We start from the raw sequence: 24,492 nt of genomic DNA on the forward strand, positions 1-24,492 counted from the left end.
ATAAAAATACCGTTAAAGAGTTAATAATTTTTGAGTAAAAATGTTTTTCAGAAATTGCCTATTTATATATTTGCTTAACTACTCAAACTAACAAATTATTTACACTTAAACACATACAACTTTTGCAACTAAACATACAAAACGAAACATCAAGGCTGAGAGCCGTAATTCTAGGTACGGCATCAAGCGTGGGGCCTATGCCCAAAATTGAAGATGCCTACGACCCAAAGTCGATTGAACACATAAAAGCAGGAACCTACCCTATAGAATCCGATATGATAGGCGAAATGGATGCCGTAGCCAAGGTTTTTGAAAAATATAACGTACGCGTATATCGTCCTAAAGTAATAGAAAATTACAATCAGATCTTCGCTAGAGATATCGCCTTGGTCATAGAAGACCAATTTATAACATCTAATATCTTACCTCATAGAGAAAAAGAAATCAGCGCTATTCAACATGTAATTGATAAAATAGCTCCTGACAAAATCCAAAGAGCATCATCAAAGGATATTCATTTTGAGGGAGGAGATATAATGATTCATAATGATCATATATTCATAGGGACATATAAAGGAAAAGATTACTCAGAATGTATCGTTGCGCGAACAAATCTGAATGGTGTAGAATATATAAAATCTCTATTTCCGAATAAGACCATAAAAGAGTTTGACCTTAACAAATCAATGTTAGACCCAAAGGATAATGCTTTGCACTTAGATTGTTGTTTTCAACCTGTAGGAAAAAACAAGGCCATTATTCATAAAGAGGGCTTTAGAAATCCTGATGATTACCAATTCCTGGTTTCCCTTTTCGGAAAAGACAACCTTTTTCATATTAACCGGGATGAGATGTATCATATGAATTCTAATATTTTTTCTATTTCTGAAGATATTGTAATTTCTGAAAAGAATTTCTCTAGACTAAACAACTGGCTTAGAAGCCTTAACATTACAGTTGAAGAAGTACCTTATGCAGAAATTGCAAAACAAGAAGGGTTATTACGTTGCTCAACAATACCACTAATACGAGACTCAAATTAATCCTAATACTTTGTAAAATCAAGAGTGGTATTTTTTTTCTAAGTGCTATGGAAATGTATATTTTTTAAGAAAAATTAAAAAAGATCTAAAAAAACATTTGCAAATAGCATACAAATTATGATTTATTTCAACTTAAAAAACTGAAAATGAATCTAAATAATAATATTATGACATCAAGCATTCAAAATCGTCAAGTAACCAATACAATTATAATGATTCGCCCTATACAATTTAGGATGAATGAGCAAACTGCAGTAAATAATTATTACCAAAAAAATATTGATAACGTCCTAAATGTAAACGAAAAAGCACAACAAGAATTCGATCAATTTGTTAACACCTTAAAAGAAGTAGGCATACAGGTGATTGTAATTGCTGACGATCCCAAAAATGACACTCCTGATTCTATTTTTCCGAACAACTGGGTATCCTTTCATGAAAATGGAGATATAGGACTTTACCCTATGTTTGCAAAAAATAGACGTAAAGAAAGAAGGCCCGAAGTACTTGACAAAATAGAAGCTTCAGGTTTCGAAATAAACAATATTGTTGACTATACAACTGCAGAAGACGAAGAACTCTTTCTTGAAGGTACAGGTAGTTTAGTTCTTGATCGAACAAACAGAAAAGCGTACTGCGCATTATCACCACGAGCTCATGAAGACTTATTGATAGAATTTTGTGAAGATTTTGAGTATACACCAGTTATTTTTAACGCCAATCAAACCGTCAACAACAAACGCTTGCCAATATATCACACCAATGTAATGATGAGTATCGGCGAGACTTTTGCTATCATTTGTCTAGAATGTATCGATGATAAAAAAGAACGCAAAAATATCATTAGTCATTTAAAAAATGATGCCAAAGAAATTATTACAATTACCGAGCAGCAAGTTAATAATTTTGCTGGCAACATGCTTCAGGTTGTAGGTTTGGGAGATAAGCGTTATCTTGTGATGTCATCAGCAGCATTTAATAGCTTATCAAAGGAACAGATACACAAAATAGAGTCGCATTGCACTATCCTACATAGTGAATTAAGTACTATTGAAATGTTAGGAGGAGGTAGTGCTCGTTGTATGATGGCAGAGGTATTTCTTCCGAAGAAATTAGGTTAAGAACTACCAAGAAATGAGAATTATTTCTGTAATAATATAAAAAACCAGATTTCATTATAACATGAAATTTATACCATATGCTTTCAAAAAAAACTAAATATGGCTTAAAGGCACTTACCTATATTGCACGAAAAAAGTGTGAACATCCTGTATTAATATCTGAGATTGCAGATCAAGAAAATATATCGCAAAAATTTTTGGAGAGTATATTGTTAACTTTAAAAAAAACAGGGTTTCTAGGTTCAAAAAAAGGCAAAGGAGGAGGATACTATCTTATCAAAGATCCAGAAAACATTACCATGGCGTCGGTTATGAGAGTTTTAGAAGGCCCCATTGCAATGGTACCTTGTGTCAGTCTTAATTTTTATGAAAAATGTGATGACTGCCCTGATGAAGGTCAGTGCGCTGTACATAGCATTATGATAGAAGTTAGAGACAATACATTAAAGGTGCTAGAAAATAAAACGCTATCAGATTTTATTGATTAAAAATCATCCTTCTATTATTCGATTATTCTCTTATATTTATACGGACCATTAATTTTTCCCAAAACCTGTTTCCCTTTACGGTTGTATCCTCGAATCCAAACCGAGATATTGTCTTTACTTACGACAAAGTTACTTTTAATATAATCAATATAATCTATGCGACTTGAGCATGAATGATTATCAGTTTTCCCAAAATATATAGTAGAGGTCTTTTTTTTGAAATACACAACACACCCTTCTCTCGTTTCTAGCAAATCTATATCTAGCGTATCAAAAGCTTTTGTATCATAAAAACTTCCCAAATATTTTTTCGCATCTGGGATCGTATAATTTGTACTTGTAAATGTTAGTGAGTCTAGTCTCTGGTAATTAATAATTCTTTGACTCTGAACACTCTCCTCGTTTTCTGCTTCTGATAGCTCAGAATATACCCAATACGACGGCTTATCTTTCCAAATTCTAGTATTTTTCAATTTCAAATGTGCAAACCCCGTATCTATTTTCGACTGTTTCTCATTAGAAAATTCACCTACCATTAAAGATACCAATTCATGTAATTCAGGATCTTTTACATGCGGAGAAGAACAAGCCGAAAGAAGCAGAAAAACTAAAACAATTCGTAAAAGTTTAAGCATCCCATTTTTTATCAAATATACTAAAAAAATGTAATTCGCCGATAAAACCTAACGTTTTATCCTAGTAAAAACTCTTTTTATATAGCAATTTTTTTAATCATCCCTCCAAAAATAAAATAATGAAAAGGAACCATAGCATACCAATATAACCTCCCCCAAATACCTCTTGGCCTAAAAGTAGCCGTTTGATGTAATACATTGTTTTCATCGATATCAAATTCGAGCCAAGCCTCTCCCGGCACACGCATTTCTGCAAAAAGCAACAAACGCTTGTTATTCTTGTCTGCCACTAATACTCTCCAAAAATCTAAAGCATCTCCCGAAAAAATTTCATTCGGATGTGTTCTTCCCCGTCTCAAGCCTACTCCGCCAAAAAACTTATCAAAATATCCTCTAATTTTCCATAACCAATTACCGTAGTACCAACCTGCATCTCCACCTATAGCCCATATACGGTTAATAGCATTCTCAGGATTTACAACCCTTATCTTTTTTTGATCCTTAAAACACCCACGCTTTGGTACTGTGACATATTTTTGAATATCTTGTTTAAATCGTCCACTAACCATTGAATCTTTCCAGCTAGAGACCACTTGATTTTGCTCAATTTTTATAAATGCCAGTTCAAGTGATTTAACATAGTTCATAGGTCTTATCCCTAACATTTCCTGAAGCCGAACATCCTTTGCAATCACCGGTATGCTCATACTATCTACCAAATTTAACGCTAGTTTATACGAGGTTGATGTTACAAAATACAACCAATATGACGATAACTTTGGTGTCATAATTGGCAATGTAATTATATATAATTTAATCTCTCTTACCTTGGCATATAGACTAAGCATCTCCTTGTAAGTAAGAATATCCGGACCACTAATATCGTAAGATTCATTGTAACAATTTGTATTTCCTAACACCCCAGTCATGAACGTAAGTACATCCCGAATCGCTATGGGTTGTGTCTTTGTATTTACCCATTTCGGGGTCACCATAATAGGCAGTTTTTCGCAAAGATCTCGAATAATCTCAAAAGAAGAGCTCCCAGAACCAACAATAACTCCGGATCTAAGCACCGTAAGATTATAACTTCCTTTATATAAAGTTTCCTCTACATTTTTTCGAGACCATAAATGCTTAGAAAGATTTTTTTCGTTTACAATACCACTTAGATAGATAACCTGTTGCACCTGTGTTTCCTGCAGATATACATTAAAATTATGAGCAGCTATTTCTTCCTTTTTATCAAAATCAGTAGTCGATGAGCTCATAGAATGAATCAAATAATAAGCAGCATCTATATCTTTTGGTATTAGATCTAAATTAGGTTGTGCCAAAAAATCTATCTCTATAACCGTAATCCTACTTCTTGTTTCTTTATCTACAGAAAGCCTTTTTTCATCTCTTACACAGCATATTACTTCATGTCCAGCATTTATTAATAACGGTAATAATCGCATTCCTATATATCCATTCGTTCCAGTAAGAAGTATCTTCATTATCACAAGTTTTAGATAATCAAAAATTTATAGCAGTTACTAAACATATCGGTTCAATAAAAAAGAAGAATACTTAGCCGTAGCTTTATAACTTAGTAGTCACGATATTTTACTCACTTGCAAGTGAGCTACTATTTTTTATTTACAATATACTGAAATGATGCCAAAACAGGAATACCAACTCTGTAATTTCTATTATCTTTGCTGCTTAATTTTTTAGAACATGAATTTACAACAGAACCTTTCAGAAAAAGTAAAAGAGGCAATACAAAAGTTGTATGACGCTACTCTGGATTCTGTAGAGCTACAGTCAACACGCAAAGAATTTGAGGGAGATATTACTGTGGTTGTCTTTCCCATGCTGAGGGTAGTAAAAGGAAACCCAGTGCAAATAGGAGAAGCTGTTGGTAAATATGTAGTAGATAATGTAAAAGAAATAATCAGTTTTAATGTTGTCAAAGGATTCCTTAACCTAGTCATTTCAGACTCTTATTTCTTACAGTTTTTTTCGGAAATAAAAGACGACGAAAAATTTGGTACTTCCCTTCCTTCTGAAGAGGACAAAGCTGTAATGGTAGAGTATTCATCTCCTAACACAAATAAACCACTACATCTAGGACATATTAGAAATAATCTACTGGGATATTCGGTTGCTGAAATCATTAAAGCTAGCGGTAAAAAAGTATATAAGACTCAAATCATTAATGATCGAGGGATTCATATATGTAAATCTATGGTAGCTTGGCAAAAGTATGGCAACCAAGAAACTCCAGAATCAACAAACCTCAAGGGGGATAAATTAGTTGGTAATTATTATGTGAAATTCGACCAGATATACAAAGAGCAGATTTCCGATTTAATATCACAAGGTAAAACCGAGGATGAGGCAAAAAAAGAAGCCCCTTTATTGATTGAAGCTCAAGAAATGCTGCGCAAATGGGAAGCGGGAGATGAAGAAGTTGTGGCACTATGGAAAATGATGAACCAATGGGTATATGATGGTTTTGATAAAACCTACAAAACACTTGGTGTTGATTTTGACAGTTATTATTACGAAAGTAATACTTACTTATTAGGTAAAGATAATATTGAAGAAGGCCTGGCAAAAGGTGTATTCTACAAAAAAGAGGATGGATCTGTTTGGTGCGATCTTACATCTGATGGACTTGATGAAAAACTAGTTCTTCGTAGTGACGGTACCGCAGTGTATATGACTCAGGATATTGGAACAGCCATACAGCGAGTTAAAGACAAACCCAATGTTGGCGGCATGATATATACGGTAGGTAATGAACAGGATTACCACTTTAAAGTACTTTTCTTAATACTCAAAAAATTAGGATACGATTGGGCGCAAAATCTACATCACTTAAGTTACGGAATGGTTGACCTACCCAGTGGGAAAATGAAAAGCAGAGAAGGCACAGTTGTAGATGCAGATGAACTTATTGAGGAAATGACTAAAACAGCTGGGGATATCTCTCAAGAACTTGGTAAGTTAGAAGGATATACGAATGAAGAAAAACAGCAAGTATACCATACAATTGGCCTTGGAGCTCTAAAATATTTTATTCTAAAAGTAGATCCCAAAAAACGAATTCTTTTTAACCCTGAAGAGTCTGTAGACTTTCAAGGAAATACAGGTCCGTTTATACAGTATACCTATGCTCGAATCCAGGCCATTTTAAGGAAATCTGATGTTGATTTAACAACTTCAATTACAGATGACGCTATCAATTTGCACCCAAAAGAAAAAGATCTAATTAAACAATTAGAGCTTTATCCCGATATTATACAAAATGCAGCAAATGATCTCAGTCCTGCAATTATTGCTAATTACACCTATGATTTGGTAAAAAGTTATAATTCTTTCTTTCAGAATGTATCAATTTATGGGGCAGATTCTGACCTAGAAAAAATATTTAGAATTCAACTATCTCAAGTTGTAGGCAAAACTATTAAGTCAGCATTTAGTCTGTTAGGGATTAATGTCCCAGAACGAATGTAAAAGATATTTGTTTTTGGTAGTTGGTTTAAAAAAGACCAACTACCAAAAAACAAGTTTAATTAACTACCTTTTTTCAATCTTTTTGTAGTACTTTTCTGTGATGTTTCGCAAACAATTTATATTTTAGGCATATCCTTTTACTTTTCAATATATGAATTTAGAAATTTCCAGAGCAACTGAAATGGACTTACCATTAATGCAACGTTTATTTTACCAAACGGTGACATCGTATGGCTCTGCTATTTTCACAAAATCTGAAATCAAATTCTACTCAAGACTCGCTACTAATAAGGTATATTGGATCAACAAGTTTAAAAAAGATTTCATATACAATGCAAAATTAAACGGAGAGATTGTAGGTTCTTTTTCTATGGATCAAAAAGGTACTATTGACTATGTATTTGTACATATGAATTATCACGGACAAGGCATTGCCACGAACTTATATGAAAGCCTTGAATCTGTTGCAAAAAAAGCAAATATACCTACCCTAACTACTCAAATAAATATCTTAACACGGGCCTTTTTTGAAAAAAGAGGTTTCAAAATCATCAAAAACGAAACAAAAGTTGTTGGGGGTCAAGAAATAGTAAGTTATAGCGGTGTTAAGAACATTTAAAAATTAACCCTAAATACAGCATTAGGCGTCAGACTAAGACCTAGCTGTTTTATTTCTTGAACCATATTTTCAGAATTAATACGGTAGTAATTATTGACCACATTTTCCTTGTTTAAAATATTCCAGACAGAAACACCAAAAAATCCATTTATCTTCTTTGATAAACGAAAGGTATAGGTTATCGAGCTATCCCAACGGAAATAATTACTTAACACATCACTATTCGGATGTTGATAATTAATCGTATTATCAGAGCTTATTGGATCATCAAAAATCGGTTTTGTAGTAGGAGTACCACTATGCCAGTTAATTCCGCTTGAAAATTTCACATCTTTTATAGTATATGAAATCCCCAAATTTAGCGTATGCCTTATATCTATGGTATTCGGAAAATTAGGCTTAGCTAAATTATCAAAAGAATAGATGTTATCGGCATAAGAATAACTTAACCATGCACTTACATCTTTATTTCTTTTGTTTATTAAAAAATCACCCCCTCTTACATCATAACTACCATGTCCAGATTCGAATTCTAGTTGATTTTGAAAGCCTTGACTCTGTATAATAATCCCATTTACATTTTTAAAATAGAGCTCCGCACTCATAAACCAATTTCTGTGATTATACGTAATTCCTGTTGAGACTTGTTGACTTTTAATAATTGGGATATCTATGTCATTAGACAGAACCCACTTCTTGTTTTCGATGCCCAAAAAATCATTTTGTGATTCTATGATCTGCGATGTTGTTTGACTTTTCAATTCTCCAAGAACTTCTATTGTAAAACGACTATTTAGTTTATAATTAAAACTAAAACGAGGCTCAACACGAATAGAAGAAAACTTATCAAAATAATTGAGACGTAATCCTAGTCTAAGATATGCTTTGTCATATCTAGATACATAACTCCCTTCAGAAAAAACACTATGTACTCTCAAAACCTCTTTAACCCTCTCTCTGAATATAGGGTTGTTAACATCCCTAAGGTTTGTAACTCCTGTTTCTGTAAATTGATATCCTGATTCTAATTTTAGAAACGGATTTAATTGGTACGAGGTGTTTAGCATTATCCCACCTTCTAACACCTCATTTTCTTGTAATAACCGTTGATCATTAATGATATCAGAATTGATTGCTTCTAATAGATATCGAGTACCATATATTAATAGATCACTATCAAAAACATCATTCCATTTTCTATAATACTTTATGCTAGCAGCATTATTATTTTGTGCTAGTGCGCTCTCTCTTTCAACATTTTGTTGGTCAAACATTACATTTTCCTTAAAATCAAGATCGTTTCTAATCAATAAAGCATTTACCTTGACAAGATCTTTTGGAGTTATCTGATATAACCATCTCGCACTTGCATCATAAAAAGAAAAATTATCATTCGTAATAAACATGTTTTCGTTACTATTCACTATTTCTGAGTCCTGAAAGGCTTTTTCAAAATACTTTTTATAAGTAGGTGTTTCGAATATGTCATTAATTGATTTCCTTACAGATAATTGTAGTGATGATTTATCTCCCAATCGCGTATCGATATACGCATCAGAACTAATCATATTGATACCTGCACTAGTATTTGATTTTTCTACAAGCTCATCACTTGTATTCATTGAGATCACACTCGACACCCCTTCTCCAAAACGAGCATTCGTACCATTTTTAAATAAAGTTACATGCTGCGTAAAATAAGGGTTAAATGCAGAAATTAATCCAAAAAAGTGACTAGATTGATACATTTTAATACCATCCCATAATATTAGGTTTTGATCATTTGTCCCTCCCCTAACATTAATATCAGCCACAGTTTCTTCTACACTAGAAACACCAGGTAATGCCTGAATAGTTTGTAATAAATCTGGCTCTAATAACCCAGGAAGTATTCCGAAATCATCAAAATCAATATAGATAGAACCGTCTGATTTTTTATCTATTCCTTTTACCAAATAATTCCTAAGCAGTACTTCGTTTAAATTTTGAATTTCGGGTGTTAACACAATTGTTTTACAAGGAATTCTCTTAAAAAGATCTTTTATATTAATTTGTAAAGTAGCATACCCAACACATCTAATTTTTAAAGAAGAGTCAAGATCATTTACCTGAATCGAAAACTCTCCTTTTTCATTACTTATAACCGCATCATTCTCTGATTGAACAGTAGCATTGGCAATAATCTTATTACTCACAATAGATTTCAAAATTCCACAAACCTGAATATTTTTATGCTGACTTACAGCAATAGTAGATTCATTCAAAAAAAACCAATTAAGATGAGTACTTTTTTCTAAGTACGCTACAGCTTCTTTTAAATTATAGGAGTCTTTTGGTCTGTTTAGAACTATCTCTTCAATATCAATATCGCGATATGAAAAACTACAGCCAAACTTTTGTTCGATTTCTGCTATGATTACAGAAAGGGGAACACTTTCCTCTTTTGACTGCGAGTATATCAAAAGAAGAGGAAGAAAAAAAATAAGAAAAAAGGCTGTAACTTTTTTTTTAATCACTCCTTAAACAAGGTTATACGGTCTCCATCAATATTATAATTCAAATGCATAGGAATTACAATGGATTGTAGTGCCATTTTGATATCCGAATGTACAAAATTACCTGTAAAAAGTGTAGTCTTATCTATATTTTTGCCGAAGATGGTCACATCATATTGTCTTTCAAATTCATCTAAAACAAATCTATACGGCATGCTTACAAATGTACTCCTATTCTCAGACCAATCTGGTTGTTCACTAGTAACACTACCCTTAAGCACCTTCCCGTTTAAGATTCGTAACTTAGTTCCTGCTGGTAAATCTGTTTCTACACCTTCGTAACTAACCTGTACGAGCCCCTCATAACAAACTACTTCAAAAAAATTGTCTCTTTGATTAACGTTAAACTCTGTACCCAACACAGAAACTACTCCCAAAGATGTATGCACATCAAATTTTTCACCTTTAGCAACTTTAAAATAAGCTTCACCACTTAGGTTGATTTTTCGGTTATTTTTCCAGTCTTTTTTAGAATACGATAATGAAGATTGCGCGTTAATAAGAACATCTGAGTGATCAGGCAACTCTATAGAAATCTTCTGAGATGCCAAAGTTTTAATAGTAGTATTAGACGTATAAAAAATTGAGAAATAAGCCACAAAGGCTATCACAAATATGGCAGCAATTTTTAACAAATTAACAAGAACTCTCGTGCTCCCCGAATGTTTTTTACGCTCAGACAATGTATCGAATAAACCTGTCAATTCTGAGTTAACATCATACGAAGGAACATTGATTTTTTTTGCCGTATTCGAAATTTTCATATACGAATCGTACGCTTCTAGCTTCTTAAATGTTTCTGATTCATCTTTTGTTAATTCTTCATGATTCAGCCACTTATCTATTATTTTTTTCTCCTTCATAACAAAATTTATAAGAAGTAATCTAAACTTTTTTCTACGCTACTTAAAACTTACTTTTTCAAGTAAATTGATAAAATTATAAATCGCTTCTATATATATAACAATTCTTCAAAAAAAACTCCTACCCAATGAAGTATTAAATTCCTTCTATTTCTTTTCTCAGTTTTTCTAATGCTCCATAGATACGTTTTTCTACTGCTTTTCGAGATATCCCGAGGAGTTCAGCTATTTCCTTGTGCTTCTTACCTTCTGCTCGATTCATCAAAAATGCCACTCGCTGTGGCTCTGTAAGATTAGACAAAGCAGTTTCGTATTTCTTGAGATATTCTTTTTCTTCGAGAACAAATTCTGGAGTTTCATGAGTTTTATCAATTGGTTTTATTTGCTGAAACTTAAATTTAACTGTGTTGTGTTTTAATTGATTTAAAGACAAATTATTTACCACTGTATATAAAAAGCTTTTTGCCTTCTGTAAAGAGACTTTATTACAATTATCCCATAGCTTAATAAAAGCTTCCTGCACCTGATCTTTCGGGTGTACTTGTTCACCGTATTTATAATAGAGGAAATTATGTAGCTCCTTTGAATGTTTTCGAAAAATCTCTGAAAATAGCTTTTCATCACAAACATTAGAAAATAGATCTTTCGGCATTTTTTTGTTTAAAAGTAAAAAAAAAATGTCTTGCTACTTAGGAATTTGCGGATGTATATTGTTTTATATTTGATAATAATGATCAATGTATTATGAAAATGAGGAAATTAATACCATATTTTATTGTAAGTCTATTCATATTCTGTCAAGCTTGTCAAAAGGAAGAACAAGAAATTATTGTTCCGATAGATGACAATACTATTCCTAAAAATTCAGAACTGGGTGTTTTAATAAAAAACACCGTGCTTCATGATGGTTCTTATGATGACATAGTTGACCATAGTAATTGTTTTAGTATTAACCTGCCTTACTCGATACAATTAAATTCAGAGCTTTTTACGATCAATTCTATAGAGGATTATTTACAACTTAGTAATGGTGACGATATAAAAATACAATTTCCGGTTACAATAACATTCTCTAATCACCTACAAGAAAACGTAACGAACCAAACAACATTAGATCTTTTCTCTGCTAATTGTATAGAAGATGATGAAGATATAGAATGTATTGACTTTGTCTATCCTTTTCAAATCTCTTCTTTTGATAGCACAAAAAATCAATTAGCAACCCTTAACATTGCTCATGATCTTATGTTATTTGAATTGATGGATGATACGAATGATAATATATTAAGTATAAATTATCCAATTAATTTAATTTCGCATACTGGCCAAACTCATAATACGTTACATAATACAGACCTCCTTAATGCTATAAAAACGGTAGGAATGGAGTGCGATGAAAATGATAACTAATGCCAAAAAAGTTAAAATAATGCTAAAATCAAAGGAAAGGGTTCGAATTTCATCCTTACGGTTGTTTAATCATCAAACAATAAAATTAAACAAAATGAAACTTAAAGAAATTTTTAAAACCATTTTTATCACAATTTTTGCAATCACAATTTATTCATGCAGTGATGATGATGACTCAACCTTTATGGATGATTCTGGCGACACAACAACTATCGCCGATTTTGTAGCAGAAAACGCTGATTACAGTTCTTTACTTGCTGCATTAGAAAAAGCAGAACTTACATCTACTTTGGCATCTGATGGAAATTACACAGTATTCGCACCAAACAATGCCGCCTTTGATGCATTCCTATCTGACTTAGGAGTTACGCTGGATGATCTTACAAAAGATGACTTAACACCTATACTTCTTAATCATGTCATAGGTGGATCGTTTACCTCGAGCCAATTAACAACAGGATACTTAGTTAATCTTGCTGATGTTAGCACTTATGTAAACGTATCAGATGGTGTTACGATTAATGGAGATGCCACTGTTACGCAAGCCGATGTAGAGAGGTCCAACGGGATTATTCATGCTATTGACAAAGTTATTCCTTTGCCTACGCTCTTAACATTTGTTGCAGCAGATCCAGAATTATCTTCACTCGCCGTAACCGCAACTACAACAGAAGGTTTCGCAACAGACTTCGCCGCAGTACTAGGCGCTGCTGACAGCGACTTAACACTTCTAGCACCTGATAACGATGCTTTTACGGATTTAGGTGATATTTCTGGAGTATCAACAGATGCCTTAGAACAAATTTTATTAAACCATGTTATAGCAGGAGGAATACAGTCCTCTGCATTATCTACAACATATAGCACAACATTAGCTTCATACTCAGATACTGATAATAATATAAGTATCTATATCAATACAGATGACGGTGTTGCATTTAATGGTATATCTTCTGTATCAACGGCAGATATTATTGCAAGTAACGGAGTAATTCATATTGTCGATACAGTAATAACTATACCTAGTGTAGTGACTTTTGCAACTGCTGACCCAAACTTTTCTACATTAGTATCTGCTTTAACAGAACTAACCCCAGAAACAGATTTTGCGGGAATACTGAGTACTGATTTAGGTACCGACCCTGCTCCTTTTACAGTTTTTGCGCCAACAAATACCGCTTTTGATGCACTGGATGCTATCCCATCAGAAGATCCTCTTACGTCGGTACTACAATATCATGTAGTTTCTGGAGTTAATGTAAGAGCAGAGGATCTAACAAATGGCCAAGTTGTTACAACATTAGAAACGGGTACTTTTACTGTTAACATCGGAGATGATGTTACAATTACAGATGAAGCCGAAGGAACTAGCACAGTAACTGCAACAAATGTACAAGCCTCTAATGGGGTAATACATGTTATAGATACAGTACTTATTCCTGATAGTATCTTATAAATCTCATTTTTGGGAAATCGAATTAATTAGACATAGGTTAGGGTAAATAATTTTACTTGAGCGAAAAAGATCACAAACTCAACTCGTTCTCCCCCCAGCGTGTCTAGTGACTGCGGTCAGAAAGAATTTTTAATTAATTCTTTCTGATCGCTTTTTTTTTAGTAGTGTAACCATTAAATCGTTTACTAAGCAAAATCACAAAGAATACTGAATACTCGAACATAGATATACAGTCAAAATATCAAGCAAAAATGCGTATTGTCAATTTCCTGTATTTCTTAAAATTGTTATCAAAATTTGGATAGAAAAATTTACTTATATAATTCTATAATTCCATTCTTTATTTATACACTTCAAATCCTTAAATTTGCACCTAATCTATCGATAACGTTGGATTTTTTAAAATAAGAAAGATATATGTTTGATAATTTAAGTGATAAGCTAGACAAGGCATTACATATTCTCAAGGGTCATGGACAGATAACAGAAGTAAATGTTGCTGAGACACTTAAGGAGGTACGTCGAGCGTTGGTTGATGCTGATGTAAATTATAAAATTGCAAAAGAATTTACAGCTACTGTAAAAGAGAAAGCATTAGGGCAAAATGTATTAAAAAGCCTTAAACCTGGACAATTAATGGTGAAGTTAGTCAAGGATGAACTAACTAAATTGATGGGTGGTGATGTTGCAGGAGTTGATTTATCAGGTAATCCCTCAATTATTTTGATGTCTGGATTACAAGGTTCTGGTAAAACCACTTTTTCTGGAAAACTTGCCAATTTTCTTAAAACAAAAAAAACAAAAAAACCGCTTCTTGTAGCATGTGATGTATATCGTCCTGCCGCTATTGATCAATTACATGTGGTAGGAGATCAAATCGGTGTTGAAGTTTTTAGTGATAGAGGCAATAATGATCCCGTAGCCATTGCAAAATCTGGTATTGACCATGCAAAAGCAAATGGGTTTAACGTAGTTATTATTGATACCGCAGGACGTTTGGCTGTTGATGAGGCAATGATGACCGAGATTGCAAATATTCATAAAGCCATTACACCCAATGAAACTCTATTTGTTGTAGATTCAATGACAGGGCAAGATGCCGTAAATACAGCAAAAGCCTTTAATGACATACTTAATTTTGACGGGGTAATCCTTACCAAACTTGATGGTGATACACGTGGAGGAGCTGCCATATCAATAAAATCTGTAGTTAATAAACCTATTAAGTTTATAGGTACTGGCGAAAAAATGGAGGCGATAGATGTATTCTATCCTTCGCGTATGGCTGATCGTATTTTGGGTATGGGAGACGTTGTATCTCTTGTAGAAAGGGCTCAAGAACAATTTGACGAAGAAGAAGCAAGGAAGCTTCAAAAGAAAATTGCAAAAAACCAATTTGGATTTGATGATTTTCTAAAGCAAATTCAACAAATAAAAAAAATGGGGAATATGAAAGACCTCATTGGCATGATCCCGGGAGCAGGAAAAATGATGAAAAATATGGATATCGATGATGATGCCTTTAAACACATAGAAGCTATTATTCACTCTATGACACCAGAAGAAAGATCTAAGCCACAGATTATCAATTCAAGTAGAAAAAAACGTATCGGCAAAGGATCAGGAACATCAATACAACAAGTAAATCAACTTCTTAAACAATTTGATCAAATGAGTAAAATGATGAAAATGATGCAAGGAGGAGGCGGAAAGCGTATGATGCAAATGATGGGAAAAATGCAATAATCAATTATTTAAGCGCAAGTTAAAACAAAGGTAAATAGGGGAAATGGAAGTATTAGACGGAAAAAAAGTCAGTAACGATATCAAGGACGAAATCGCGTTAGAAGTTCAAAAAATGAAAGAACGCGGAGAAAAAGTACCGCATCTTGCAGCAGTGCTTGTAGGTAATGATGGCGCAAGCCTTACATATGTAGGCAGCAAAGTTAAAGCATGTGAACGCATAGGGTTTGAATCTACTTTGGTAAAAATGCCCAGCACTACAAGTGAAGTTGAACTTTTGGCAAAAATTAAGGAACTTAATGAAAATGATGACATCGATGGCTTTATAGTACAATTACCGCTGCCTCCGCAAATAGATACCCAAAAAGTTCTTCTATCAGTAAACCCTGACAAAGATGTTGATGGTTTTCATCCGATGAATTTTGGTAAAATGGCATTAGATATGTCTACATTTATCCCAGCAACACCTTTTGGTATCTTAGAATTGTTAGAACGTTACAATGTAGACACTAAAGGAAAACACACGGTAGTTATAGGAAGGAGCCATATTGTAGGAAGACCTATGAGTATTTTAATGGGGCGCAAAGGGTGGCCTGGCAATTCTACTGTAACTCTTACTCATAGTCACACCAAAAACATTACTCAAATCATATCTCAAGCGGACATCGTAATCTCTGCCCTTGGAGTTCCCAACTTCTTAAAAGCTGAAATGGTTAAAGATGATGCTGTAGTAATTGACGTAGGAATAACAAGAGTTCCTGACGAAAATAGTAAAAAAGGATATAAGATTGTAGGAGATGTAGATTACGAAAGAGTAAGCGAAAAGGCCTCTTTTATCACTCCTGTGCCAGGAGGAGTAGGTCCTATGACCATCGCAATGCTACTCAAAAACACTCTTCTAGCCAGAGAAAGACATCGCAACGCAAGTAAATAAATACATATTATAGTAGATTTTAAAAACAACAAACCCCGAATAATTTTAATTATTCGGGGTTTGTTGTTTTTATCCAATCTTATTTCTACAACTTATTAAAAACTTAACGTTATGCTATAGGATTTACTTAAACATCTAATCTTAAAAAAAATCGTGACATATAATCCCACCTTTTATACTATAATCCTGTTTTATATATACATATCTATAAACAAAGTTATAGTAATGAAATCTATATTACGCACTCTACCGCAACAGTAAAACAACTACATTATTACTAGTTTTCAAGAAACTTAAAAATCTATATTTCTATTCTAAAACTTTAATCAATATCATCAAACTATTGACCAAAAAAAGCCAAAACAAAGTAATTTAATTACTAAGTCCTGGCTTTTGAATATCCTAATTCTTTTATAATAAAAACAAAAGACTAAATTTTATCATTATTATAAAACAAGAATAATCAGGACTCATAAAAGAATCCTGATTAAACTGTTACATTTATATTTTGGTGATTAAAATGTATGTAGTTTTTATTCTATATATGCTTTTATAGCATATACTATATAATCTTAATTATCATTAAAATCTTGCGGAGAAATGTCATCTTGCTGACCATTACCTAATTCTCCATTTGGTAATAAATCTAATGATAAGTTATATGATGGTACATTAATACCTTTACTAGTTTTTACCGTATTAAAATCTAGTATTTGTGCACTCTTTTCATATAATGCATTCTTAGTAAATGTTCCGAATCTCTTACCATTCTTTTCAGTTTCTTTCCATTCTCTACCGTAAGCAATTTTAAGGTAGTATTCACCTTCTGGTATGTTTCTGATAAACTGAGTAGTATTAGTATTAATATAAGTAACACGTACCAACTCGTCTTGGTCTTTTGTCTTGCCCATTTTATACATCTTACAAACTACCTCAGTATTTTTACCTACTCTAATTTTAAGGTAGTTATCTAACTTGTAATCAAACTTACCTTTAAAATTAAATGATTTAGGCGTAGCACCAGACTTGTATGTTTTTTTCTCCCAACTAGAATACTTGTCCTCTCTTGTAACGGACATAGTACCTGATCTAGATGGTGATGATGAACCAGAACCATATGAAGGAGTTACTGATTCTATTGGAGCTGAAGCTGTACTAATTCCCTTAGCAGCTCTTCTATTAGCTTCTTCAACAGCTCTTCTTGTTTCTTCTGTATCGGCTAATGCTCTTCTGGCAGCGTCATCCTTAGATCTTCTGGCAGCTTCTGCATCTGCTATAGCTTTGGCAGCATTTGCCTCTGCTTCTCTTTTTAAACGTTCAGCATCGGCGATTGCTCTTCTTGCTGCTTCTTCTGCAGCCTTTTTGGCAGCCTCTGCTTGTGCAATTGCTCTTGCTGCGGCTTGTTTTGCAGCTTCTCGTTTTGCAGCAGCTTCTGCTGCAGCTCTCTCTGCGTCGGCAATTCGACTATCTTCGGTCAATAGTTTGGTTATGACAAAACCGTTCATACTTTTGAACTGAATTGCACTCCAGTCACCATAGTTAGAACTCATTACATAAACTTGAGTCCCTTGAGGAACTTCAGCAATAATGTTAAAATTTAATCCGGGACCACTTCGAACCTCCAGTTTTTGGGCAGACATTAAGTATTGTCCGTCCTGAGCATGCGCAGTCGAAAACGTAATCACCAAAAGCAGAATAAATGTAAAAATAGACTTCATATCTCTTGTTTTTAAGTAGATTGGGTTATAATTTATTTTAATTTAATTTTCTAAAAACTAAAAAATTTTCTTAAAAGTTATGTTTCAAAAAGAGTGCCAAACAGAGTTTTAATCTTTTTAACACAATTTTTACAATGTCTACTAACATTATAAAACACAACATTTTAAAAGAACTTTTTTGAATCTAACTATCTAATTTTTAGTGTTTTAAATGATCTTTTCTAGATCAAAACTTTATTGTTTTCTATTAAAACACTGAAAAGAAAACCATTAAATCATATTCAAAAGTAGTGTTTTATTATTAAAAACACAACTTGTTTTCATTTTATTTACACAAAAATAGCAATTTATTTCCATTGATTTGTGTTTTTAAACGATTTTTTTATGTCTTACATCGGATTTAAACACATCCTCTAGGAAATTTCGTCGGCCTTTACTTTTGTGGGTTCATAATTTCTTAAAATTAGCATAAAACAAAACAAACTAGCATATCTTAAGCCCATATACAAGTAATAACTTACAAAATATAATTTACTATTCTTGATACCCTTTTACTTGATCAGCTCAGGGAATTTTTTTTGAAATCTTTTTAATCTTGGTATTGATACATTTCGTATATAAGGGTTATTTGGATTTCTTTTTTCATAATCCTGATGATACTCCTCTCCTTTCCAAAATTTTTGAAATGGTACTATTTCTGAAGCAATATTTCTATTTAGTGCTTTACTCAATTTTTCTTTCTTTTCTTCAATTATCTTTTTTTGTGTTTCATTTTGATAAAAAATAATAGACCTATACTGAGATCCGTGATCAGGTCCTTGCCCATTTATTTGTGTTGGGTTTTGCGAGCCAAAATACACATCCACCAGTGTAGCGAAAGAAACAATTTTAGGATCATAAATCACCTCTACTGCTTCAGCATGACCGGTACGTCCGGTATTACTAGACTCATAAGTAGGGTTACTGGTATGCCCCCCAGAATATCCAGATATAGATTCTTCTACACCAATAACACTTTCATAAATAGCTTCTACACACCAAAAGCATCCGCTTGCAAAATACGCTCTTTCTAACCCATTGATTGATGCAACCTCAATTGGATCTCTATCCTGAACAGAATAATTTTCTTTCTTTTGCGATTGGCCATTGCTCTGGCAGCCAATCAACATTGTAATACTATACAATACAAACAAAACCTTTTTCATAATAAATTTTATTATTTGGTCTGATTTTCTAAAAAAACCTTTCATCCAATATAGTATAACACCAATATTAATACTATTAAAATTGCATGAAAAGATAATAAGAATCTTCAAACATTCTATTACACTATTATTAAGGAAACAAATAACATTACATGTTCATTTATCTAATATTTTTTTGAACAAAAGACAAAAAACTTAGGCATCTAAAGCTCCTTTCTTTAAATATAACTACATATAAAATCCACAAAGTTATTAAATACGTAATTCTTCAGCCCTATTTATTCTGGACCCAATATACTATACTACATATTCCAATCCATTCTTATTGAATGCAATTTATGTGTTTTTACATACAAAATAATTTTAATTTTGATCGTCCAACTATATTTAATAAAAAAGCACCCACAAAATTATTTGCAGGTGCTTTTTGTTCAATAAATTAAATTGAATTAGTTCATGATATAACTAATTCTACCTTTTTCTAGCGTTCAGATACTGGTTTAAATTCTCTGTGCGTCTCTCCAGTATATATCTGTCTTGGTCTACCGATTGGTTCCTTACGCAATCTCATTTCTCTCCATTGTGCAATCCATCCTGGTAATCTTCCCAAAGCAAACATCACGGTAAACATTTCTGTTGGTATCCCTAAAGCTCTGTAGATAATCCCAGAATAAAAATCAACATTTGGATATAACTTTCTTTTTACAAAATATTCGTCTTGTAACGCAACTTCTGATAATCCTTTTGCTATATCAAGAACTGGATCTTCAATTCCTAAATCACCTAAAACTTCATCAGCAGATTTTTTGATGATTTTAGCTCTTGGATCAAAGTTCTTGTATACTCTATGACCAAAGCCCATTAAACGGAAAGGATCGTTCTTATCTTTAGCTTTATCAATATATCTTGCGGTATCTCCTCCATCTTCCTTTATAGCTTCTAACATCTCTATAACTGCTTGATTAGCACCCCCATGAAGAGGACCCCATAAAGCAGATATCCCAGCTGATAAAGATGCAAACAACCCTGCATGAGAAGAACCTACTATCCTTACTGTTGAAGTTGAACAATTCTGCTCATGATCAGCATGAAGAATTAATAACTTATCTAATGCATCATTAACAATTTTATTTGCTTCATATGCTTTGTTAGGCTTCGCAAACATCATTTTATGTAAGTTCTCTACATACCCTAATGAACTATCTCCATAATCTAATGGAAGACTTTTTCTTTTACGCATTGCCCAAGCTGCAAGCACAGGAAATTTTGCCATAATTTTAACAATGGCATCATACATTTCCTCTTCAGACTCTACATCAACAGAATCTGGATTAAAAGCAATTAATGCACTAGTCAAAGATGATAAAACTCCCATCGGGTGAGCACTTTTAGGAAACCCATCAAGAATCTTCTTCATATCCTCTTCTACATGGGATTCTTCCTTTATATCTTTATCAAATTTTTCTAATTGAGCTGCAGTTGGTAGTTCACCAAAAATTAACAAATATGCCACTTCTAAAAAGTCACCTTTCTCTGCTAATTCTTCGATCGAATATCCTCGATATCTTAGTATCCCTTTCTCACCGTCTAAAAAAGTAATAGCACTTTCGCAACTTCCGGTATTTTTGTATCCAGGATCAAGTGTCGTAATACCACCCGTAGCACCTCGAAGTGTTTTAATATCGATTCCTAATTCATTCTCTGTTCCTTCTATGATGGGAAACTCATATTTCTTACCGTCGATTTCTAACGTAGCTATTTTTGACATTTGATTATTTTAGAATTTTACTGTTATAATAAGGGCTGCTAAATTACAAAATATAGTGTTAATAAATTATTAACAAACTATCTATTTTACACTTAGTAGACCACTTTAAAAGTATTGATAAAAAAACGAGGATTTATTGAAAATCCTCGTTTTAAATACTATTAATTTTCTTAATTAACTATAATTAGCTTGTGTTTATTATTTCACTTTAAATGCTTTTTCTTGAGGATAATAAGCAATAGTACCTAATTCTTCTTCTATTCGAAGTAACTGATTGTATTTTGCCATTCTATCACTACGCGATGCAGAACCCGTTTTGATTTGCCCTGTATTCAATGCAACAGCCAAATCAGCAATTGTATTATCTTCAGTTTCTCCTGATCGGTGTGACATTACTGATGTGTACCCCGCATTGTGCGCCATATTTACGGCAGCTATTGTTTCTGTTAGCGTACCTATCTGATTCACTTTTATTAATATAGAATTCGCTGTACTACTTTCAATACCTCTTGATAATCGCTCAACATTAGTAACAAATAAATCATCACCTACCAATTGTACTTTATCACCTATTTTATCTGTTAGATATTTCCATCCTTCCCAGTCATTTTCATCCATCCCATCTTCTATAGAAATAATTGGGTATTTTGATGCTAACTCTGCCAGATAATCTGCTTGTTCTTCACTTGTTCTTATAACTCCTGTATCACCCTCAAACTTTGTGTAATCATATTTACCGTCGACATAAAATTCTGCAGCCGCACAATCCAAAGCTACCATTACATCATCTCCTAACTTATAACCTGCTTTCTCAACAGCCAAAGCGATTGAATCTAATGCATCCTCGGTACCATCAAGAGTTGGTGCAAAACCTCCTTCATCTCCTACTGCTGTACTTAAGCCTCTATCGTGCAACACTTTCTTTAAATTATGAAAAATTTCTGTTCCCATTTGCATGGCATGAGTGAAGTTTTTCGCTTTTACGGGCATCACCATAAATTCTTGAAATGCTATAGGTGCATCACTGTGCGAACCTCCATTGATAATATTCATCATAGGAACTGGAAGTGTATTTGCACTCACCCCACCTACATAACGATACAATGGCATATTCAGCTCATTTGCAGCGGCTTTTGCTGCTGCTAGAGAAACTCCTAAAATTGCATTAGCTCCTAACTTTGACTTATTGGGTGTACCATCCAATTCGATCATTGTCTGATCTAACAAGTTTTGGTCAAATATGGAATATCCTAATAATTCTTCAGCAATTATTGTATTTACATTTTCGACAGCTTTGAGAACTCCTTTCCCCATATATGACGAACCTCCGTCTCTTAATTCTACAGCTTCGTGTTCTCCTGTTGATGCTCCAGAAGGAACTGCTGCTCTTCCTAAAATACCATTTTCGGTTATGACATCTACTTCTACGGTTGGGTTTCCTCGAGAATCAAGGATCTGTCTAGCGTGAATATTAATAATTACACTCATGTTTTTGATTTATTTTGTTGGATAATTTTAATTATTTGCAATATACAAAACCGGTAAATTCTAGCCTCTTGAAAAATACTTAATTTAACACTCAAAATACAGTGATATCAATAAGTAGCCATCTAAAACGTTATAGAATTCAGTATACCAATTCTAAGCCTCAATTAATGCGAATACAATAATTTTATGACGTAATTTTTGCGTTTTTTATGTTTTCAATAAACTGATCAAATAGATATACAGAATCATTTGGTCCAGGACTAGCTTCGGGATGATATTGTACTGAGAAACAATTTTTATTTTTTATTCTTATCCCTGCAACAGTATTATCATTAAGATGAACATGTGTTATTTCAACATTCTCATTTTTTTCTGTCTCTTCTCTATTAATAGCGAAACCATGATTCTGAGAAGTAATTTCACCTTTACTGGTAACTAGATTTTTAACAGGATGATTAATGCCTCTATGTCCATTATGCATTTTATATGTCCCTATACCATTAGCTAATGCAATGACTTGATGCCCTAAACAGATTCCGAACAGAGGCAAATCATTCTTTAATATCTCTTTAGCTGTAGCAATCGCTTCTGTTAAAGGCTCTGGATCACCAGGTCCATTGGATAAGAAATACCCATCAGGTCCCCATTCACTTATTTCTGCAAAAGAAGAATTATATGGAAATACTTTTATATAAGCATCCCTCTCAGAAAGGTTACGTAGAATATTCTTCTTTATCCCAATGTCTAAAGCTGAAATTTTATAAGTTGCTTCTGGGTTCCCTACAAAATAAGGTTCTTTTGTAGAAACTTTAGAAGCTAACTCTAATCCATTCATATCTGGCACTGCTGCCAACTGTTTTTTCAAATTGTCGATATCATCAATTTCTGTAGAGATCACAGCATTCATAGCCCCATTGTCTCTTACATAACTCACCAAAGCGCGTGTATCGACATCAGAAATAGCTAATAAATTATTCTTTTCTAAAAAATCCTGTAATGAACTATCGGCTAGATCTCTAGAAAACTCGTAGCTAAAATTCTTAACAATAAGACCGGATATTTTTATAGAATCAGACTCTATTTCATCCTTGTTTGCACCATAATTACCAATATGAGCATTTGTAGCTATCATTAGCTGTCCATAATAAGAGGGATCAGTAAAAATCTCTTGATACCCTGTCATACCGGTGTTAAAACACACTTCTCCAAAAGCACTTCCCTCTCTTCCAACTGCTTTACCATAAAAAGTTGTTCCGTCTGCTAGTAATAAGATTGCTTTTTTTCGGGATTGATATTTTGTCATTGTAAACTGTATTTGTACTAAATTTTCTTAAGTGAAAATTAAAATTTATAAAAATTTCAAAAAAAAAGGATAAACGACTAAACGTTTATCCTTTGATTATTATGTGCAATTCACATATTCATTTATTCTTCTTCTGAATTAGTTACTTCAGCTGCAGGAGCGGCATTAGCTTTTTTAGATCTTCCTCTTCTAGTCGATTTCTTTTTAGCTGGTTTTCCTGCGTTATAGAGCTCGTTGAAGTCAACCAACTCTATCATCGCCATATCCGCGTTATCTCCTAAACGATTTCCAAGTTTGATAATTCTAGTGTAACCACCTTGTCTATCACCTACTTTTGTTGCAACATCTCCAAATAAATCAGCAACAGCGTACTTATTTCGCAAACGACTAAAAACTATTCGTCTGTTATGCGTTGACTCTGCTGTAGTCGCATTATTTTCTGCTTTGGCTTTAGTTATTAAAGGCTCTACGAATTGTTTAAGTGCTTTTGCCTTAGCAACTGTAGTGTTAATCCTTTTATGCTCAATTAATGAACATGCCATATTAGCCAACATCGCCTTACGATGCGCAGTCTTTCTTCCTAAGTGATTTACTTTCTTCCCGTGTCTCATGACATTTAATTTTAATCATCATCTT

The 24,492-nt window shown here is 33.2% G+C and carries 20 protein-coding genes; 9 read left to right on the plus strand and 11 right to left on the minus strand.

The window, feature by feature from the left end:
* The first annotated feature begins 113 nt into the window (after positions 1-113).
* The 3 genes from DZ60_RS0109405 to DZ60_RS0109415 all read left to right on the plus strand — a co-directional run bounded on the left by DZ60_RS0109405 (position 114) and on the right by DZ60_RS0109415 (position 2,652).
* Positions 114-1,043, plus strand: coding sequence for a dimethylarginine dimethylaminohydrolase family protein (locus tag DZ60_RS0109405; RefSeq protein ID WP_034229254.1), 930 nt, complete (start codon positions 114-116; stop codon positions 1,041-1,043).
* Positions 1,044-1,210: 167 nt separating this feature from the next.
* Complete coding sequence (gene ctlX, locus DZ60_RS0109410) at positions 1,211-2,164, plus strand: citrulline utilization hydrolase CtlX (RefSeq protein WP_034229301.1); 954 nt, start codon at positions 1,211-1,213, stop codon at positions 2,162-2,164.
* A 77-nt stretch (positions 2,165-2,241) separates the two neighbouring features.
* Complete coding sequence (locus tag DZ60_RS0109415; protein WP_025741837.1) at positions 2,242-2,652, plus strand: RrF2 family transcriptional regulator; 411 nt, start codon at positions 2,242-2,244, stop codon at positions 2,650-2,652.
* A 14-nt stretch (positions 2,653-2,666) separates the two neighbouring features.
* On the opposite strand, the gene DZ60_RS0109420 is transcribed toward DZ60_RS0109415, so the two are convergent.
* Positions 2,667-3,287, minus strand: a complete 621-nt coding sequence (locus DZ60_RS0109420) for a chromophore lyase CpcT/CpeT (protein WP_025741838.1) — start codon at positions 3,285-3,287, stop codon at positions 2,667-2,669.
* A gap of 77 nt (positions 3,288-3,364) precedes the next feature.
* Positions 3,365-4,786, minus strand: a complete 1,422-nt coding sequence (locus DZ60_RS0109425) for an SDR family oxidoreductase (RefSeq protein WP_025741839.1) — start codon at positions 4,784-4,786, stop codon at positions 3,365-3,367.
* A gap of 223 nt (positions 4,787-5,009) precedes the next feature.
* Between DZ60_RS0109425 and argS the strand changes: the two genes are divergently transcribed.
* Complete coding sequence (argS, locus tag DZ60_RS0109430; RefSeq protein WP_025741840.1) at positions 5,010-6,794, plus strand: arginine--tRNA ligase; 1,785 nt, start codon at positions 5,010-5,012, stop codon at positions 6,792-6,794.
* Between the two features lie 151 nt (positions 6,795-6,945).
* Complete coding sequence (locus tag DZ60_RS0109435; RefSeq protein WP_025741841.1) at positions 6,946-7,413, plus strand: GNAT family N-acetyltransferase; 468 nt, start codon at positions 6,946-6,948, stop codon at positions 7,411-7,413.
* Here DZ60_RS0109435 and DZ60_RS0109440 read toward each other — a convergent pair.
* The 3 genes from DZ60_RS0109440 to DZ60_RS0109450 all read right to left on the minus strand — a co-directional run bounded on the left by DZ60_RS0109440 (position 7,410) and on the right by DZ60_RS0109450 (position 11,483).
* On the minus strand, positions 7,410-9,929 hold the full coding sequence (locus tag DZ60_RS0109440; RefSeq protein ID WP_051477617.1) for a TonB-dependent receptor: 2,520 nt from the start codon (positions 9,927-9,929) through the stop codon (positions 7,410-7,412). The two genes, DZ60_RS0109435 and DZ60_RS0109440, sit on opposite strands and share 4 nt — an antisense overlap.
* The gene (locus DZ60_RS0109445) at positions 9,926-10,831 is read right to left on the minus strand and encodes a FecR family protein (RefSeq protein ID WP_025741843.1); all 906 of its coding nucleotides are present in this window, start codon (positions 10,829-10,831) and stop codon (positions 9,926-9,928) included. Before DZ60_RS0109445 ends, DZ60_RS0109440 begins: the two co-directional genes overlap by 4 nt.
* Before the next feature lie 136 nt (positions 10,832-10,967).
* A complete protein-coding gene (locus tag DZ60_RS0109450) occupies positions 10,968-11,483 on the minus strand; it encodes an RNA polymerase sigma factor (RefSeq protein WP_025741844.1) in 516 nt (171 codons plus the stop codon).
* A gap of 98 nt (positions 11,484-11,581) precedes the next feature.
* Here DZ60_RS0109450 and DZ60_RS0109455 point away from each other — a divergent pair, with 98 nt between their 5' ends.
* From DZ60_RS0109455 to DZ60_RS0109470, 4 genes are all read left to right on the plus strand, one after another.
* The gene (locus DZ60_RS0109455) at positions 11,582-12,241 is read left to right on the plus strand and encodes a hypothetical protein (protein WP_152537405.1); all 660 of its coding nucleotides are present in this window, start codon (positions 11,582-11,584) and stop codon (positions 12,239-12,241) included.
* 94 nt (positions 12,242-12,335) lie between these two features.
* Positions 12,336-13,697 (plus strand): fasciclin domain-containing protein, encoded by a 1,362-nt coding sequence (locus DZ60_RS0109460; protein WP_034229303.1) that lies wholly within the window; start codon positions 12,336-12,338, stop codon positions 13,695-13,697.
* A 417-nt stretch (positions 13,698-14,114) separates the two neighbouring features.
* Positions 14,115-15,443 (plus strand): signal recognition particle protein, encoded by a 1,329-nt coding sequence (gene ffh / locus DZ60_RS0109465; RefSeq protein ID WP_025741847.1) that lies wholly within the window; start codon positions 14,115-14,117, stop codon positions 15,441-15,443.
* A 43-nt stretch (positions 15,444-15,486) separates the two neighbouring features.
* Positions 15,487-16,374: a bifunctional 5,10-methylenetetrahydrofolate dehydrogenase/5,10-methenyltetrahydrofolate cyclohydrolase gene (locus DZ60_RS0109470; protein ID WP_025741848.1), complete on the plus strand. Its 888-nt coding sequence runs from the start codon at positions 15,487-15,489 to the stop codon at positions 16,372-16,374.
* A 572-nt stretch (positions 16,375-16,946) separates the two neighbouring features.
* Here DZ60_RS0109470 and DZ60_RS24160 read toward each other — a convergent pair.
* The 6 genes from DZ60_RS24160 to rplQ form a co-directional block, all read right to left on the minus strand.
* A complete protein-coding gene (locus tag DZ60_RS24160) occupies positions 16,947-18,092 on the minus strand; it encodes an SH3 domain-containing protein (RefSeq protein ID WP_025741849.1) in 1,146 nt (381 codons plus the stop codon).
* A gap of 551 nt (positions 18,093-18,643) precedes the next feature.
* Complete coding sequence (gene msrA / locus DZ60_RS22815; protein WP_034229308.1) at positions 18,644-19,297, minus strand: peptide-methionine (S)-S-oxide reductase MsrA; 654 nt, start codon at positions 19,295-19,297, stop codon at positions 18,644-18,646.
* A 481-nt stretch (positions 19,298-19,778) separates the two neighbouring features.
* The gene (locus tag DZ60_RS0109485; protein ID WP_025741850.1) at positions 19,779-21,065 is read right to left on the minus strand and encodes a citrate synthase; all 1,287 of its coding nucleotides are present in this window, start codon (positions 21,063-21,065) and stop codon (positions 19,779-19,781) included.
* Positions 21,066-21,263: 198 nt separating this feature from the next.
* Positions 21,264-22,553, minus strand: coding sequence for a phosphopyruvate hydratase (gene eno / locus DZ60_RS0109490; RefSeq protein ID WP_025741851.1), 1,290 nt, complete (start codon positions 22,551-22,553; stop codon positions 21,264-21,266).
* A gap of 184 nt (positions 22,554-22,737) precedes the next feature.
* The gene (carA, locus tag DZ60_RS0109495) at positions 22,738-23,856 is read right to left on the minus strand and encodes a glutamine-hydrolyzing carbamoyl-phosphate synthase small subunit (protein WP_025741852.1); all 1,119 of its coding nucleotides are present in this window, start codon (positions 23,854-23,856) and stop codon (positions 22,738-22,740) included.
* A 122-nt stretch (positions 23,857-23,978) separates the two neighbouring features.
* Entirely contained in the window at positions 23,979-24,467 is a 489-nt protein-coding gene (rplQ, locus tag DZ60_RS0109500; RefSeq protein ID WP_025741853.1) for a 50S ribosomal protein L17, read from the minus strand.
* Between the last annotated feature and the right edge of the window lie 25 nt (positions 24,468-24,492).

The sequence above is a fragment of the Aquimarina pacifica genome, assembly GCF_000520955.1.
GTDB lineage: Bacteria > Bacteroidota > Bacteroidia > Flavobacteriales > Flavobacteriaceae > Aquimarina > Aquimarina pacifica.